The organism is Leptotrichia sp. HSP-342 (genome assembly GCF_041199995.1).
GTDB classification, from domain to species: domain Bacteria; phylum Fusobacteriota; class Fusobacteriia; order Fusobacteriales; family Leptotrichiaceae; genus Leptotrichia; species Leptotrichia mesophila.
This window is the reverse complement of sequence record NZ_CP165646.1, coordinates 192,478-209,032: the sequence shown is the minus strand read 5'-3', so window position 1 is coordinate 209,032 and position 16,555 is coordinate 192,478. Positions and strand designations below refer to the sequence as shown.

Below are 16,555 nucleotides of genomic sequence, written 5' to 3'. Positions count from 1 at the left end.
ATATTTTTCATTCTTGTATGTATTTTACCATTTTTTTTAAATATACTCAAGTAACTTTAACTGTGAATTTAAATAATATACAAATTATTATTATAAATTTAATTTATTTCATCAATATTATCAACTAATATCTGGTCATCAAAGCTTATTACACCATGTTCCTTAAGCTGTTCATAAATCCTTGAAGCCCTGTTAAATCCTACCTTTAATTTACGTTGTAACAATGAAATTGATACCTTGTTCTCCTGTCTTATAATATTTATTGCATTTTCAAAAAAAGGATCGACGTCTATCATTTCTTCCTGTGACTCTTCCAGAATTTCATTCCTGTATTTTACTTTTCTAGCAGACTTTAATGTGTCAGTCAAGTTCTTAACTTCATCATCCGAAATATATGCTCCTTGAATTCTTTCCAGCTTTGAAGATCCATTGGCAAGAAGAAGCATATCTCCCTGTCCTAACAGTTTTTCAGCACCAGCTGTATCCAATATAGTTCTTGAGTCAATTTGAGATCTCAACGCAAAGGAAATTCTACTTGGCAAATTTGCTTTTATCATTCCAGTTATTACATCTGTAGATGGACGTTGCGTCGCTACAACTAGATGAATTCCTACAGCTCTTGCCTTCTGTGCGATTCTTGCAATCGACTCCTCAACACTTCCAGCCGCAACCATCATAAGATCAGCTAGCTCATCAATAATTATGACAATATATGGCATTTTTTCCACATAACTAAGATCATTGTATTTTTTTATGTTTCTTACACCATTTTCCATAAGCTTCTTGTATCTGTTTTCCATTTCATTTACAGCCCATTTTAGTGCAATTGCCGCCTGCTGTGGATCTATTATTACTGGAACTAGCAAATGTGGAATATCATTATATGGCATAAGCTCTACCATCTTTGGATCTATCATTATAAATTTTACTTCCTTTTCAGACTTCTTGGAAATTAATGTGGAAATTAATGTATTTACTGCTACAGACTTTCCTGAACCTGTCTGTCCTGCTATTAGCAAATGTGGCATTTTTACAATATCTATTAGCTTATCTCTTCCAACTATATCTTTTCCCAGAATCACTTTTAACTCCCCATTATCAAGCTCTTTATTTTTTATAATATTTGAAAAATGTACTGATTCTTTAATTTTATTTGGTGTTTCAATTCCAATAGTATTTTTTCCAGGAATTGGTGCTTCTATACGAATACTTTCCGCTGCAAGATTCATTGCTATATCATCTGAAAGTCCTGTAACTTTACTTACTTTTATACCCTTTGGAATAACAATCTCATATCTAGTAATTGTTGGTCCATATTCATAGTTAACAACTTTTGCTTCCACTCCGAATTCTTTTAAAACGTTTTCTAGATGTCTTACATTTTCTCTTATACTCTTTTCAATCTTTTCCTTCTTTTTATAATCCATCGGCTTAGACTTAAATATTTCAGCAATAGACTTTTTCACAATATCATCATATCCCTGACTACTATCAAGCATTGCATTTGCTTCTCTCAGTTCTTCTTCTAGTACCTTTTTCACAGCTCCACTGTTTTCAAATGCTTCGAGTTTCGGAAACTGCTGAAAATTGGGATCCATTTGAGCCGAATTAACTACCGACTCTCTTCTTAAAGGCGTTACAATTTCAAGTTTTGGTTCTTTTTCCTCTTCTTCCTGATTTTCTTCTGTTTCAGATGACTCTTTTATCTTCCCATTATTTTCAATTTCAGATACTTCTTGTTCTTTTTTATCTAAATTTTTTTCATCATTTTCATTATTTTTTAAATTATCTGACAAATCTGTAACATTCTCAGTTTTAGCTTGCTGTTTTTCCTTATTATCTTTTTCTTTATTCTCAGATTTTTTAGAATTTTCCAAAATTTTCTGTTTTTCCTTTTCTTCGAAAATTTCAATCCATTCCTTTTCTTTTTCAGCTAATTCCTCTTTGGAATAGACTTCCGTTTTCTGCAAAAAGTTATCCTTTGGCTTTTTAGCAATTTCAAAACTCAGCTTTTCACTTCTCGACTGAATAATTTTTGCCTTGAGCATTTCCCTCTGATAACGTTTGTAATCTGTCTTTTTCAAGTTTTCTGCATATTTTTTTGCTTTCAGCTTTCTCTTTTTTTCCTTATAGTCGTCGCTCTTATAGTATCTTACAACTTCTCTTAGAAGTTCATAACCAAGCTCTATATAGTCCTTTAACAAAAGGCAGACAGATAATGCCAGCACAACAACCAATCCAATAGTCATCCATTTCAGATGCAAAATCTTATAAAACGGCATCGACAGCAGGGCTCCTGGAACTCCTCCGCTTTCACGGTTAAACCCTATTTCCAGAAGTTTTCTTCCCGCTTCAGTAAATACATTCGGCAAAGGATTCTCACCAACTGAACTTTTTACTAGAAACATGGATAGACTCAGAAATACTCCGATAAGTGCAACAACTTTCCCCTGCGTTATATCAACCCTTATTTTCTCGTAAAAAAACAGAACTATTCCGTATAGCATGGCGACAATCGCTATAAACCATGTCATTTTTCCAAAAAAGAGCATAATTCCACCCAGTATAAGTGAAAAAACATTTTCCCCAACATTGTCACTCAACATGCTTGATTTATTTGTCAGAAGTATTGTTAATACAAGTCCAGCAGCAAACCATATTACACCTTCGATTTTTCTTTTATTCATTTTGCTATCCTTTCTAAAAAATTCCTATCTACTAAAATGTTACACTACTTCCCATTTAAAAAGCAGAAATTAAAAAATTCATACAATCAAAGTCATTTTTTATAAGATTATACTGTTATACAACCTATGTAACTATTAGAATACCCTTTAATTAAATTTTATCATTAAGTATCCACCTTGAAAACTCTTATAATTTTATTTACAGGCATTATGATTAGTAATAATTTTTATTCAATTTTTTATAATGTAAGGACATCAGACACCATGCCCTCTTTTACAATAAGAAATTTTTCAAAATCTAAATGAAAATCTTTTATACAGATACTTTAAGAATTAAATTTAATTTTTTTAACAAGGCTATCGACTTAATTATTATCGAATTTTGCTTCTATTTTTTAAATGGGGGTTAGTATTGATTTTCAAATGTAGTCAAATTTAACTAAAGATTAAATTAGCTATGTAAAATACCACCTGTTTTAAAGCGGTTTTATTATAATATCATACATTATACTATATTTTTTCAATTTTGTCATTTTTTTTATGGCAATATTGCTTAAAATAAAACTTATAAATTCTAACTATATTTATCCAATTCTTAACTTTTTTTATTTTTTTCCCCTATTTTCAAGCATTTTAAATATCTTATCTAATTCTTCTAATTAACTTAGGATTTTACTTGCTTTTACCTAAAATTTCTATTTTTATCAAATATAAAAAGAGCTATCCTATATCGAAATAACTCTTTCTTTATAATTTCTAACTTTTAATTAAATTTTTTTAATTCTGTCATAAATTTAGAATACGGACAATATCCTCCTCTGTTAATTTTACAATTTTTCATTTCTAAAACTGTATGTTTTGGTGGATTTTCTCTTGTCAATTTTTGTGTTTCCCTTATTTGACTCAATGTCTGATATATGTACTCAACTTTTACTTTTCTTTCTCCTGTTTTTTTATCTTTCCAAATTTCAAAGAATACTTTTCCACCAATTGGAGTTTTTTCAACCTGCTCTTCCAGCTTATAATCTTTAAAACCTAACGCAGCCAACATAGCAACTATATTAGAATCATGTCCCACTAATACCGTTACTTTGTGATTTGAAGAATATATATCATTATAAATGTATTTTATCAATGGTTCAGCCACATTCTTAGCTACTTTATCTGTTGCAAATAGTAAATCTTCATATCCATTTTTTATATCTGTTATTTTTTGCCATTTTTCCCTCGTATTTATATTATTTCCAGCAATTTTATCTAGTGGATATCCTTCATAATATTGCAATAACAAAGCATCTCCAATCTGTGTCCCCAATTTTATCGGTCCGTCTACTCCTGGCTCCTTATCCTTTTCAATTTTTAACGTTCCTTCTTCATTAAAAAATTTACATTTTCCTTCCTTCAGGCATTCTTCAGATTTTATATAGTTAATTACATTACTCAATAAAGAGTACGAATCTTTCAATTCCTGATTCTGCTTCTTTAAATTCGTTCCTTTTAATGCTTCTTCCTTAAATTTCACATTATCAGTTGTAATTATCGGATTAAATACAGGATCCATTTTCCCTATTTCCATTTTATGCTCTATTTTAATATCACATCCCGGAAACATCCCTGTTGTAAGTGATTCCCCAGTTGCAATCGTTCTTTGCAGGCTATTTGTATAAATTTGAACATTATCAGGACTTAAGCACTCTCCTTTTTTTATAACTTCATTTTGTATTAACCAGTCATTTATATACTGTCCAAAATAAGTTTCCAGAATAGCGCCTTTTTTTTGTCAAATAGCTTGCAGGAACATCCCAGTTTTCGCATTCATATGGAGTTACCTTCAACAATCTGCTCCCCGGCGATGTTAATGGTGAACGCAGCCCATGCCTACTAAAAATCACAACCTTTTCCAGCTGCAAACTTTCACTGGAGAATATCATCAAGCTACAGAAAATAAATATCAAAAATACTACAATTTTTCTTATTTTTGACATAATACCATCTCCCTATAAAAAATTTTAATAATTAATTTTAATATTTGCTTAATCTCATTATTTATTATGCCTTGAAATAGTATTTTGTCAATTTTATACTAAACCTCATTTAAAAACATGTATCACTGGCTACTGCTTAGAGATAATGGCGAAACTGCACCACTTTACGCAAATCTTTCCTATAAGGAAAAAATAGAACTCTCTTTCCCCCAAATACTTTTTCTCTTTAGCTTAGCCAGCTCCATGTCTCATCAAATTTTTTATCAGCTTCTTTTTTAGCAAGCTCCTCCTGTATTAATTATGATTTTTCATCTTCAGTCAGCACAAATTTTTCTGCGTCTTCCTGTTCTAATATTTTTTCTTCCTGACTTCCAATAATTTTCATCTCTTCCAATTCTCCAGCAACATCCTCATCATCAATCTTAATATCAATCATTTCCCCTATTTTCTCTTTCTCATCTTCAAGACTAGGATTAGTCTTACGCACTAAATCAACCATAAATTCATTGAATGTTTTTCCTGTATGTGTTAATTCCCGTGTTTTTATATAATAACAATGAACTCTATCTTTTTTAGTATAGCTCTCTAAAAATTCACTATTCTCTCGTGTTGTCACAAAATAGTACAAACTATCCTCTACAAAAAATATAAATGGATAGCAGTTAGCTTCAGTATAGTATTTATTTTTTACTAAGCATTCTCCATTAAAATCATCTTGAAAAATGCATTGTTTCCTAACTTCCCAATTTTTGTAAAAAAGCAAACCAATCTTGCCTAATAATCCGCCGTCACTTCTTCCTGCCATCCTAAAAAAGTCTTTTAAATCATCTTTTATAGTTATTTCATAAAATTTCTCAATTTCTTCGATTTCTTCATCATTATAACCCATTGCCTGCCTATTATTTTTTTCCAAATATTTTTTCAATAAATATATAAAACTATTGTTATTTTTCTTGTCATCTGATAAATAATTGTCTATCTTATATGATGTAACATTTTTATCTTTATTTATTATATTTTTAGGTAATAGTTCTCCACTGCAAATTATTGAAAGTGGAACCATTTTAGGATTAAAATAATATATTGAAGATAGCATATATGAGTCAAAGTCTTGCCCTGTATCTTCTATTATTTCGTCATCTAAGTTGTCATCATAAAGATATACATTTAAATTTACTGTGTCTATATAATAATATTGAGAATCTGGCTCAACTGCCAATAAAAATATTTTTGATTTATCGAAATTATTAAATTTTAAGTTTTTAAGTTTTTTCCTGCCATAATTTTGCTCTCTTATTTTATCTCCAACAGTCGTATGGGAATAATAAAAAGTTAATGTCGAAGTTAATAATCCATCACTACTTCTCCCTGCAATTCTCAAAAACTCCCTAAAATCCCCTTTCGCTTCAATATCATACAATTTCTCTATTTTCTTAATTTCCTCTTCACTATATCCTATCGCCTTTCTGTCGTGAAATACTAAATAATTTTTTAGTAAATCTATAAATCTTTTTCTAAAAATTTTTTTATTCATTTTTCTAAACATTCCTTTCAATATTTTTACTTAAATTTATATTAAAAACTTTTTTAGATACTCCCTTTAAAAACAGTTATATCAAAATTAAAATTATCTATTATGAATTTAGGCACTGATACCGAGCATCTATTGCAATTCTCCAGCAACATCCTCATCATCAATCTTAATATCAATCATTTCCCCTATTTCCTCTTTCTCATCTTCAAGATTAGGATTAGTCTTACGCACCAAATCAACCATAAATTCATTGGATGTTTTTCCTGTATGTGTTAATTCCTGTGTTTCCATATTATAAGAATACACATATAATTTTTCCACATCTTTTTCAATTGAAATTAAATAATAAAGACTTTTATTTATCAAAAATACTAAAAAATACTCCTTTATTTCTTCATACAATTCATTATCAATAATACATTTCTCGTCAAAATTCCATTGAAAAATTACATGCTCTCTCACTGTTAAATTTTTATAGAAAATTAAATCATTTTTATTTAATAACCCACCATCACTTCTTCCCGCTATTCTAAAAAAATCCTTTAAATCATCTTTTATTCTTATTTCATAAAATTTCTCAATTTCTTTAATTTCCTCATCATTATATCCTGTTGATTGTTTACCATTTTTTTCTAAATATTTTTTTAGTAAATATATAAAATTATTATCATTTTTCTTATCTTCCGATAAATAATTGTCTATTTTTTGTGGTGTAATATTTTTATTCAAATTTTTTATTTCTTTAGGTAGTAAATCTCCTATAAAATTATCATTATTTGGCTCTTTTATATATATAAGCAATTTCATATATTCATCAAAGTTCATGCTTACTTCTTCTATTTTATCATAACTTCCATAGTATTTATAAACCTTAAAATCATCATCTGATGTTTTGATAAAGTATTCTATTGTTTCATCCTCTACTGAAAATACAAAAATTTTGCTTTCTAAAATATTTTTCATTCCTATTTTACAAAATGCATTTCTATCAAATTCCTGAAATATTAAATTTTTTCTTGGCGTAAAAAAAGGATTATAAAAAACTAAGTACCCATATCCCAAAATTCCACTACTATTCCTCCCCACAATTCTCAAAAACTCCTTAAAATCGCCTTTCACTTCAATATCATACAGTTTCTCTATTTTCTTAATTTCTTCTTCACTATACCCTATTGCTTTTCTGTTGTGAAATACTAAATAATTTTTTAGTAACTTTATAAAACTTTTTTCCTGTATTATTTTTCCCTTTCTTTAGTTATTGCTAATAACAATCATAAAATATCAATTATTTATTATTGCCGTGATAAATTACTACATCATAATTGGGGTGAGTTATCATAAAAAAAAGAAAAAAGTGCAAGCCAGCGTAAATGCCGATTTGCACTATATATTTTAAATTTAATTGTTTTAATGGTGCCCACGCATAATTATTTCGCTAAAAATGGGTATTTGAAATATAAAAGTTGTCAGTAAGTTGCCAGTAAAATTTCAGTTACTTTTTTAAAATTTCTTTTCATAATTTTACTCCTATGTTGAAAATAAATTTATTTTCCTAATAAAAAAGCTCTATTTTTTACAACAAGGATTATCTGAAATTAAACTAAACAATGTATATTTTTTCTTTGGGAAGCATAGATTATGAAAAAGTCCCATTTTGAATACTATTTTAGTGTACCAAAAATTATTTGTCCAAGATTTGGGTACACTCCAAAATTTTAAAGCAAACGACTGGCTGGTGGAATGATTTTAAGATTAATCTGGATATTGAGCTGGAAAATACGGTTAGGGAGAGAACTGCTGCACATAATCAAAATAAAAGCAGATCTCAATCCGTAAAGTTTTTCACTAAATAAATGAATTATGGAAATAATATCTTCTGCTAATTCTTCCTGAATTGATCTTTCTTTTATACCATCAGAAATAATTTTAACTTTTGTTTCAAATTTTTCAAAAAAAGTACTGTTCCGACAATCAATATATTTCATTCCAATAGTATTGATATTATTCCGATAAAATAGTATACTATGAAAAGATTGGAGGGATTTTATATATATTACAGTTAAACAAGTTTCTGAAAAATGGGGAATATCTGATAGAAGAGTAAGAGTTTTATGCTCTGAAGGGAAAATACCTGGTGCATATCAAGAAGGAAGCACTTGGAAAATACCATATGATGCAATAAAACCAACTGATGGAAGATATAAAATTACAGGAACGCTCATTCCAATATTAGAAGAAAAATTAAGCAATCTTAAAGCAAGGAGACCTTTAACAGAAGGGGAACTGGAAAGATTAAATGAAGAATTTTTAACAGAATATACCTATAATTCAAATGCAATTGAAGGGAACACTTTAACTTTACGTGAAACAGACATGATTCTTAAAGGGCTTACCATTAACCAAAAATCATTAAAGGAGCATTTGGAAGTAATTGGACACAAGGAAGCTTTTGAGTAGTAAGAAAACTTGTTAGTGAAAATGTTGAAATATCCGAAAAAGTAATTAAGGATATTCATTATTTGATATTGGCTGATAAGAAAGAGGAATATACTGTAGAGTTCCTGTTAGAATTATGTGAGCAGCTCATGAACCCGTACAACCATATCTAATTATTCCGAAAATGGAAGAATTATTGCAACGGTATAAAAACAGCAAGGAAGACATTGTAACTAAACTTGCCCGTTTTCATATAGAATTTGAAAGTATTCATCCTTTTATTGATGGAAATGGAAGGACTGGAAGATTGTTAATAAATTTAGAACTTATGAAGGAGGGATATCCACCTATAGATATCAAGTTTACTGATCGACTGAGATATTATGAAGCTTTTGATGAATATCATGTAAAGCACAATATATCAGGAATGTCAGATATGTTTGCTAGATATTTAAATCGGAGACTAGATTTATATTTATCTATTTTAGATAAATAAGAATTTTAAAAATTAGAGTGTTCCCAAAACTGTGAACAATTAAACAGGAAATTAGTTTTATTTAACGTAAATTCCAAATATAATATACATTTTCTATTTTTAGATATGATTTATAAGAAAAAAAGTCAGCAAGGTTAAAATGATTGTATGGGAATTTTATCATTACAGATATCCGCCCCTCAAAAAATACTATTAATATTTTATTAATCCAACTAGGTTGGATATTTTGTCGTAGACATTTATATAGTTATTTTGACAAAAGAAGAGGAAAAGAGGCTGACGCCTCTTTTAAAATTATCAAATATATCAGTAAATACCTAAAAAATATGAATTTAATTTCCTTATAAATAAAAAAATCGATTTCTGTATAAAAATCAATTCTTGTTAGTAAGTTAAATTAAATTTGTCCAACTTTTTGGGGAAGTTAATCAGTGGCTCTGTATATTTATTTTATTTTTCCATCTTTATATGTTTTTCTCCTTTTATCTTTATAAGTTTCTTTTCTATCTGAAATTTCTATAATTAATATTAACAAAATATCATTTTTTATTTCAGCTACAATTCTATAGGAACCTACTCTGTATCTCCATAATCCTTTTAAATTTCCTGTTAGTGCCTTTCCTCTTTGTTTTGGATTTTGTGTATCTATTAAGTTTTCTGAAATCCATTTTTTTATAAGTTTAGCGATGGTCTTGTTTGATTTGCTTAATTTTTTTAAATCTTTTTCTGCAGATTCAGTGAACCTAACTTCATAAAATTTTTTTTCATTATAATCCTAGCCTTTTGAATACATCTTCAGCATCAGAAGTTTTTTCAGATTTTGATTTTTCCCATCTTTTCAATATTCTTTTTTCATCTTCTTCAGTTATTTCATCGTATATTTTATCTAAGATTAAGTTACGGACAAAAGATGACATATTAAGATTATTCATACTTGAATATTCTTTTAAGAACTCCAAGTCTTCCTTTTCCATTCTCAATGATAATGTTGGCATTTTTATCCCTCCAATCGTAATATTTATATTACAATTGTACAAAGTATTATTCTATTTGTCAAGATATAAAAAATTCCTTTTTGTTGTTATAAATCATATAACATAAGAACAAAAGTCAGTAAATAATAAAAAAATTATAATTGAATTTTTAAATAATAAACTAAATTTTTCTATAAGTAAATACTTGAAAAGAACAAGACTTATATATCTACCAAAACAGATGGATAATGCCAGATTTCATAGAAAGAATATGTTAGAAAAGATAATTAAGGAAACGGGGCATTGTCTATTATTTCTTCCGCCATATTCGCCGGATTTAAATCCAATAGAAAAATTATGGGCTAATATGAAGAAAAAATTAAAGGACATAGCCCATATAATACACTAGAAGAAGCAGTTACTTCTGTTTTATTTAATAAATTAGTTCAGTTTTAAATAGGTTTTACTATACAAAATAGAAAAGACAGGTTTTCTATTTTAAGAGAAAAGGATCCTTGCTAAGTTTAAAAATCAAAAATCTCATTTTATTTTAATCTTTTACTGCTAATATTACATAAGAATAGAAAATAAATAAAAAAATATGCATTTCCGGAGGTAAGAGAATATATGAAAATAAATGATTTAAATGAAAAATTTGAAGATTTTGAAAAAGAGAATATCAGCAGTGTATTTCAAGGATTGATGAAAATAACAGGTATAGTCGTTTTAGCAGTTTTTCTTGTATTATTTAAGAGAATGATATATATGCAATATTATCTTTCTTTTATAATGAAATTTAGGGGTACAGATGTAAAAGAAAAAATAACAATGCTAGCTGCAATATTTACATTATTTTCTCTTATTGTAATAATTGTATCAGCTATTATTTTTATAAAAATGATAAAAGACTATTTTAATGAAAATAGTATGGAATTATCTCATAAAATAAAGTATTATGTAATAATTTTCATAGGAGTTTTAATTATTATAAATTCGATTATTGGAACATCTGAAGTTCTTAAACAGATGAAACTCAACTTTACTTTCATTCAGAAAACAATGCTGTTTTTATTTTCCGGAATTCCTTCAGGAGTAATAGCAACATCAGCAACTGCATTTTTTTCAGTAGTCTTTTTATTTTCAGTAAAAACATACGAAAAGAAATTGTATGAACACAGAATAATAGGAATAATTTATACTGCTATTGTTTCAATAATAGGATTATTAGGAATCAATTTTATAATGGAACTTTCTAACTTGTATAAAAATTACTCTTTTAAAGTGGGGCATGAGTTTAAGCTTTTTATTCATTTCTTAAAATTTATATTGAGGTATAAAAATTTATACATTGAGATATTTAATATGTATTTCTGTGTAAATTTATTTGTAATAATATTTTTAGGAATTTTGCTGATTTTTTCTAAAAAAAATAGAGAGGGTGAATAAAATGAAAAAAATGTATACAATTTTTATATTATTATTAGGAGTATTCAATTTATCATGTTCTGAAAGTAAAACAGGAACATATTCTGAAAATAAGACAGAAAAAAATATATTTAATACAATTGTAGACACAATTAGTGGGGCTAAATTTGAATATAATGTTGCTGAAAGTACTCCTGATACTTTTAATTTAGTACATCTGTTTCTTCCTGAATCTTACGATGCTCAGCTGCTTAATGATAAACACCCTGAAAATATCAGAAATTATGAAGCTGCCGATATTTTTGACCTTTTATTTGAAGGACTTGTCAGAATTGATGAAAATGGGAAAATAGTTCCCGGACTGGCAGAAAAATGGGAAACAGGCAAGGATAAAACCAAGTGGACTTTTCATCTGAGAAAAGGATTGAAATATTCTGACGGAACTCCTATAAAAGCTGAAGATTTTAAAACTGCATTGTTGAGAATGCTGAATCCTGAGATAATATCTCCGAATACGGATATCCTTTTTCTTATAAAGAACGGCAGAGAATTTTATGAAGGAAAGGTAAAAGCTGAAAATGTAGGGATAAAAATATTGGATAATAATGAAACTATTGAACTGGAACTAACCAAGCCGATAGGATATTTTGATATGTTAATGACAAAAGTAGAATTTTCACCTTTAAATCAGGAATTTTTTGGGAAATTAGGAGAAAAATACGGAAAAATACCTGAAAATATTTTATATTCAGGACCTTATATCATAAAAAGTATAGGAAAAAGAAAATTATTATTGGAAAAAAATAAAAATTACTGGAACGGTAACAGTATAAAAATGAATAAAATCAATATTTATGGTGGTTTGTGGGATGGAAATGACTATAAAAGAATTGCTGAAAGCAAAGGAATAGACGCAACTGTTGTATATTCCCAGTTCTTTTCAAGAGCCAAACTGAAAAATGATATGAAAGAAACACAGAGACTATCTGCAGGTTCTTCTTATTATTATGTTTTCAATACTAAAGTAAAAACATTAAGTAATCCTAAAGTCAGAAAGGCTATAGATGCTGTAATGGCAGGAGAAACAAGGAGAGAATACGGATTTGTTCCAGGATACATCAGTATTAATGGCAAAAATTTCTCTGTTTTAGCTGCAAAAAATGGAAAAGCTGAAAGTAGGAGTTATCATTACAAAAATATAAAAGAATTATTAGATGAGGGATTAAAAGAATTAGGAATAAGTAAAATGCCTGTTTTAAATATTGCTATTAAAGAAAATTCCATTGACGGGTTCTCAGAAAATTTAAAAAAACATCTTGGAATAGATGTCGAAGTTACAAGAATGTCTTATAAGGATTTAATTTTAAAATCAAGAAAAAAAGATTTTGATATTATTGAAAATGAAATTTTGTTAGGATTTAATGACCCGATACTTTACCTTGAAAGATTTGTATCAGACAGTCCTTATAATTACGGTTCTTATTCTAATTCTGAATATGATAAACTTATAAAAATTGCCTCTGAAACAAAAGATATTAACATCAGAACGGATGCTCTAATCAAAGCTGAAAATATATATGAGAAAGAAAATCCTGCAGCAAAAATGGGCTACGGTGAAATTACTCATATTATTCTTGAAAAACCAGGAATAAAAGAACTGAAATTAGTTCCTTATGGCGGGATTTTATATTTAAGAAATGTTAATAAAGCTAAATAGAAGTTTAAAAAAGGCTCTTTGTCAAGTGTAACAAAAAGTAAAAATTTAATTTAATTTAATAAAATTAGACTGACATACTTCAGTCTTTTTTGTTATAATAAATTTAGACATATTTTTTGAAATTTTAATGTTTTGAAAAATAGGAAGGCTTATATTAATAAATAAAGTAAAAGGTGGGGGATTTTGTGAAAAGTATAAGAGGGGGATTTTTATTATTACTATTTTTTTGTTTTCTAACTGGTTGTGGAAAATTTTTTAATGAAGGTAATTCTTCTGAATTTAATATTATAGTGAAACTTATACTGGAGTGTCCCCCAAAATTTAGACTATTTTTAAGCAATTTCTTTGTTTCCTTTCTTTATGCTTTCTTCTTATTCATTCGGACTTGTAAATCCTATTTTACTGTGTATTCTGCTGTTATTATACCATATTTCTATATACTCGTACATTCTACTTCTTAAACTTTCTAGACTTTCAAAGTTTTCATTATGTACATATTCTTTTTTCAATGTTACATGGAATGATTCTATACACGCATTATCATAAGGATTTCCTTTTCTACTGTAAGATATGCTTATGCCTTTTTTTGCACAAAATTTACGATATTCTTTACTCATATACTGGCTTCCTCTATCTGTATGTATTATCAGATCAGTTATATCCCCTCTTTTATATATCGCCATTTTTAAGGTGTCGATAACTAATTTTATATCCATAAATTTTCCAACCTTATGTGATATTATTCTTCTGCTGTGCAAATCCATTATACTTGATAAATAACACCACCCGTCCTTTCTTGTCCAAATATATGTTATATCACTTACCCATTTTTCATTTAATTTTTCTGTATCAAAATTTCTTTTTAAAATATTTCTTGCTGCTTCTTTTATATCTTCTGATTTGTTATAATTTCTAAATTTTTTATGAATTATTGACTTTATCTGGTTTTCCTTCATCAACCTTCTAACTCGTTTTATGTTTACTTCTAATCCTAACTTTCTTAGTTTTTTATGAATTCTTACTGCTCCGTAAGTTTTTCTGCTGTCTTGCCATATTGATTTTATTATATCATACAAAATTTCATTTTCTATATCCCTCTGTGTCTTGACCTCTTTAACCCAGTAGTAATAGCTGCTTTTTTTAATGCCTATTAAATTAATTATTCTTGATTTTGAAACATTAAACTCATTGAATAAAGTCTTTACTAATGCGTACTTGTCAACAGTCCTTATTTTTTCATCAATATGGCTGATGCCTTTTTTAATATGTCAATATCTAATTCCTTTTGTTCCAGATCTTTTTCTAATTTTTTATTTTTTCCATTTCTTGTTGCAGTTTCCTTTTTAAGTCCATGATTTCATTTAAAGCTTCGTTAGCATTGTATTTTTTATCTATGATTCCTTTAAATTCTTTTTCCCATTTTCTGATTGTTGCCGTTGCTACCCCATATTCATTTTCTAATGATTTTTTTGTTCTTCCATCTTCCAGCAATTCTAAAATTAACATTTTAAATTCCTTTGTATACCTTTTACTTCTCTTGTTCATAATCAAATTCCTCTCCTTAACTATATTTTAACAAATAGGAAACTAGTTTTCAAATTATTTGTCCAAGATTTTGGGTACACTCCAACTGCAAAGTACCATAAATAAAAGAAAAAAGTGCATTTCAGCATAAACACTGACTTGCACTATATATCACATTTTTAGCTATTCTAATGGTGCCCAGACGCGGAATCGAACCACGGACACAGGGATTTTCAGTCCCTTGCTCTACCGACTGAGCTATCTGGGCAAATGGCGGAAGTGACGAGACTCGAACTCGCGACATCTTGCGTGACAGGCAAGCACTCTAACCAACTGAGCTACACCTCCAAATAAATGGTGGTCACAACTGGGCTCGAACCAGTGACCCCCTGCTTGTAAGGCAGGTGCTCTCCCAACTGAGCTATGCGACCACACTTATATTACTTAATAAGTATAGCATATCTTTTTCTATTTTTCAACTACTTTTTTTCCCAAAAAAAATTTTTTTCATAACAATATATTCTACCAGTAAATTTCTCTTCCATATTTTCCAAAGGCAGAAAGTATTCTTCCCTCATCATTTGTCTTAATCTGATAAAATTCTACCCTTTTTTTAAAAGTTCTGTTTACTTCCTTTACGAGTTCTCTAAAATCGAGTCTGTTGTTAGCCGTAAAATAAAATATAAGCTTGCTTTCATCAAACGTATATTCCCCGATAACAAGATTCATTTCAGGAAGCAGTTCCTTTACTATTTTTTTACACTTAAAATAAGCATCATCCGCTTTTTTATCCAGTTCCATCAATTTTTGAACCTCTCTGCTTGAAAGCTTTCTTTTAACTTCCCTAATTTTTAAGTCATCTTGTTCGCTATTTTCCTTATTCAAAGCAATTCCTAAAACTATTCCAATCTGCTCTCCACGGATAGTGTCAACAAGCACATAATCCCCTTTTTTATAATTTTCAGTATCGTTTATCATAAACGGATAAACTTTTTTTGTCTTTCTGAACTTAATATTTATTATCTTCACAATATTCCACCTTCTAAAAAACTAAAATATCCCTTCTCACTTATTATAAGATGATCCAGAAGCCTTATTTCAAGACTTTCAAAAACCTCTTTTATTTTTTTTGTCAATCTGATATCGGAATCTGATGGTCTTAGTGAACCTGCTGGATGATTATGCACTAGAATTACTGATTTCGCATTGTATTCAAAAATTTTTTTTATCAGTTCACGTATGTAGACTGTACTTCTGTCAATTGTTCCACGAAACAGCTCCTCTTCCTTCAGAAGTTCATTCTGAGTATTTAAAAAGAGTACTTTAAACACCTCAACATCTCTTTTCAGTAACGAATATTCTAAATAATTCATAAGTTTTACATTACTGGATAAGGTAATTTTTTTATTATGTACTTTTTTGTAAAGTCCATTTTCGATTATCTCAAACAGAAGTTTCAGAAACACTATCATTCTTTCAGTCACATACTTATTTTTTCTTAGTTCCTCCTCAGACTGTTTCAGAAGCGTATACAAATCTCCATATTTTTTTAGCAAATTCTTAGCAATTCCCCTACAATTCTTTCTAATAACAGTATACGTGAGCAGCAGCTCCAGAAGTTCATAATCCAGAAATCCCTTCACTCCTGTTGAAAGGAATCTCTTCCTAAGCCGTTCTCTATGCCCTTTTTCCTGCTCTTCAGTCAATTTATTTCCAAATATCATCTCTCTATTATCCTCTATCATTTTCCCCCCAAAAAATGCATATCAAACTTTAT

The 16,555-nt window shown here is 28.6% G+C and carries 14 protein-coding genes, 3 tRNA genes and 2 pseudogenes; 5 read left to right on the top strand and 14 right to left on the bottom strand.

What is annotated here, in order from left to right; genetic code table 11:
* Positions 1-98 precede the first annotated feature (98 nt).
* The 5 genes from AB8B23_RS01010 to AB8B23_RS00990 form a co-directional block, all read right to left on the bottom strand.
* Positions 99-2,687, bottom strand: coding sequence for a DNA translocase FtsK (locus AB8B23_RS01010; RefSeq protein WP_369713048.1), 2,589 nt, complete (start codon positions 2,685-2,687; stop codon positions 99-101).
* A 763-nt stretch (positions 2,688-3,450) separates the two neighbouring features.
* Positions 3,451-4,410, bottom strand: a complete 960-nt coding sequence (locus AB8B23_RS01005; RefSeq protein ID WP_369713884.1) for a histidine-type phosphatase — start codon at positions 4,408-4,410, stop codon at positions 3,451-3,453.
* 7 nt (positions 4,411-4,417) lie between these two features.
* Positions 4,418-4,672 (bottom strand): hypothetical protein, encoded by a 255-nt coding sequence (locus AB8B23_RS01000; protein ID WP_369713047.1) that lies wholly within the window; start codon positions 4,670-4,672, stop codon positions 4,418-4,420.
* 298 nt (positions 4,673-4,970) lie between these two features.
* Positions 4,971-6,206, bottom strand: a complete 1,236-nt coding sequence (locus AB8B23_RS00995) for a hypothetical protein (protein WP_369713046.1) — start codon at positions 6,204-6,206, stop codon at positions 4,971-4,973.
* Positions 6,207-6,335: 129 nt separating this feature from the next.
* Positions 6,336-7,292: a hypothetical protein gene (locus AB8B23_RS00990; RefSeq protein ID WP_369713045.1), complete on the bottom strand. Its 957-nt coding sequence runs from the start codon at positions 7,290-7,292 to the stop codon at positions 6,336-6,338.
* 960 nt (positions 7,293-8,252) lie between these two features.
* Here AB8B23_RS00990 and AB8B23_RS00985 point away from each other — a divergent pair.
* Together AB8B23_RS00985 and AB8B23_RS00980 are read left to right on the top strand one after the other, a co-directional pair.
* A complete protein-coding gene (locus tag AB8B23_RS00985) occupies positions 8,253-8,663 on the top strand; it encodes a DNA-binding protein (protein ID WP_369713883.1) in 411 nt (136 codons plus the stop codon).
* A gap of 175 nt (positions 8,664-8,838) precedes the next feature.
* Entirely contained in the window at positions 8,839-9,138 is a 300-nt protein-coding gene (locus tag AB8B23_RS00980) for a Fic family protein (RefSeq protein WP_369713044.1), read from the top strand.
* Positions 9,139-9,583: 445 nt separating this feature from the next.
* Here AB8B23_RS00980 and AB8B23_RS00975 read toward each other — a convergent pair.
* A pseudogene (locus tag AB8B23_RS00975) lies at positions 9,584-9,904 on the bottom strand (type II toxin-antitoxin system RelE family toxin); the annotation flags it as partial.
* Between the two features lies 1 nt (position 9,905).
* Complete coding sequence (locus AB8B23_RS00970) at positions 9,906-10,133, bottom strand: DUF6290 family protein (protein WP_369713043.1); 228 nt, start codon at positions 10,131-10,133, stop codon at positions 9,906-9,908.
* A 220-nt stretch (positions 10,134-10,353) separates the two neighbouring features.
* Here AB8B23_RS00970 and AB8B23_RS00965 point away from each other — a divergent pair.
* The 3 genes and pseudogenes from AB8B23_RS00965 to AB8B23_RS00955 all read left to right on the top strand — a co-directional run.
* Positions 10,354-10,521 (top strand): annotated as a pseudogene (locus tag AB8B23_RS00965) (transposase); the annotation flags it as partial.
* A 218-nt stretch (positions 10,522-10,739) separates the two neighbouring features.
* Positions 10,740-11,558 (top strand): hypothetical protein, encoded by an 819-nt coding sequence (locus AB8B23_RS00960; RefSeq protein WP_369713042.1) that lies wholly within the window; start codon positions 10,740-10,742, stop codon positions 11,556-11,558.
* Position 11,559: 1 nt separating this feature from the next.
* Positions 11,560-13,254, top strand: coding sequence for a peptide ABC transporter substrate-binding protein (locus AB8B23_RS00955; protein WP_369713041.1), 1,695 nt, complete (start codon positions 11,560-11,562; stop codon positions 13,252-13,254).
* A gap of 371 nt (positions 13,255-13,625) precedes the next feature.
* On the opposite strand, the gene AB8B23_RS00950 is transcribed toward AB8B23_RS00955, so the two are convergent.
* The 7 genes from AB8B23_RS00950 to radC form a co-directional block, all read right to left on the bottom strand.
* A complete protein-coding gene (locus AB8B23_RS00950; protein WP_369713882.1) occupies positions 13,626-14,486 on the bottom strand; it encodes an IS3 family transposase in 861 nt (286 codons plus the stop codon).
* A gap of 70 nt (positions 14,487-14,556) precedes the next feature.
* On the bottom strand, positions 14,557-14,799 hold the full coding sequence (locus AB8B23_RS00945; protein WP_369713040.1) for a transposase: 243 nt from the start codon (positions 14,797-14,799) through the stop codon (positions 14,557-14,559).
* Positions 14,800-14,970: 171 nt separating this feature from the next.
* Positions 14,971-15,046, bottom strand: a tRNA-Phe gene (locus AB8B23_RS00940).
* 3 nt (positions 15,047-15,049) lie between these two features.
* Positions 15,050-15,126 (bottom strand) — tRNA-Asp (locus AB8B23_RS00935).
* Between the two features lie 7 nt (positions 15,127-15,133).
* A tRNA-Val gene (locus tag AB8B23_RS00930) sits at positions 15,134-15,209 on the bottom strand.
* A 91-nt stretch (positions 15,210-15,300) separates the two neighbouring features.
* A complete protein-coding gene (gene ricT, locus AB8B23_RS00925; RefSeq protein ID WP_021744569.1) occupies positions 15,301-15,807 on the bottom strand; it encodes a PSP1 family protein in 507 nt (168 codons plus the stop codon).
* Positions 15,804-16,523 carry a RadC family protein gene (gene radC / locus AB8B23_RS00920; RefSeq protein WP_021744570.1) on the bottom strand — a complete coding sequence of 240 codons (720 nt, stop codon included), beginning with the start codon at positions 16,521-16,523 and terminating at the stop codon, positions 15,804-15,806. The genes ricT and radC overlap by 4 nt, the downstream gene beginning before the upstream one ends.
* Positions 16,524-16,555 lie beyond the last annotated feature (32 nt).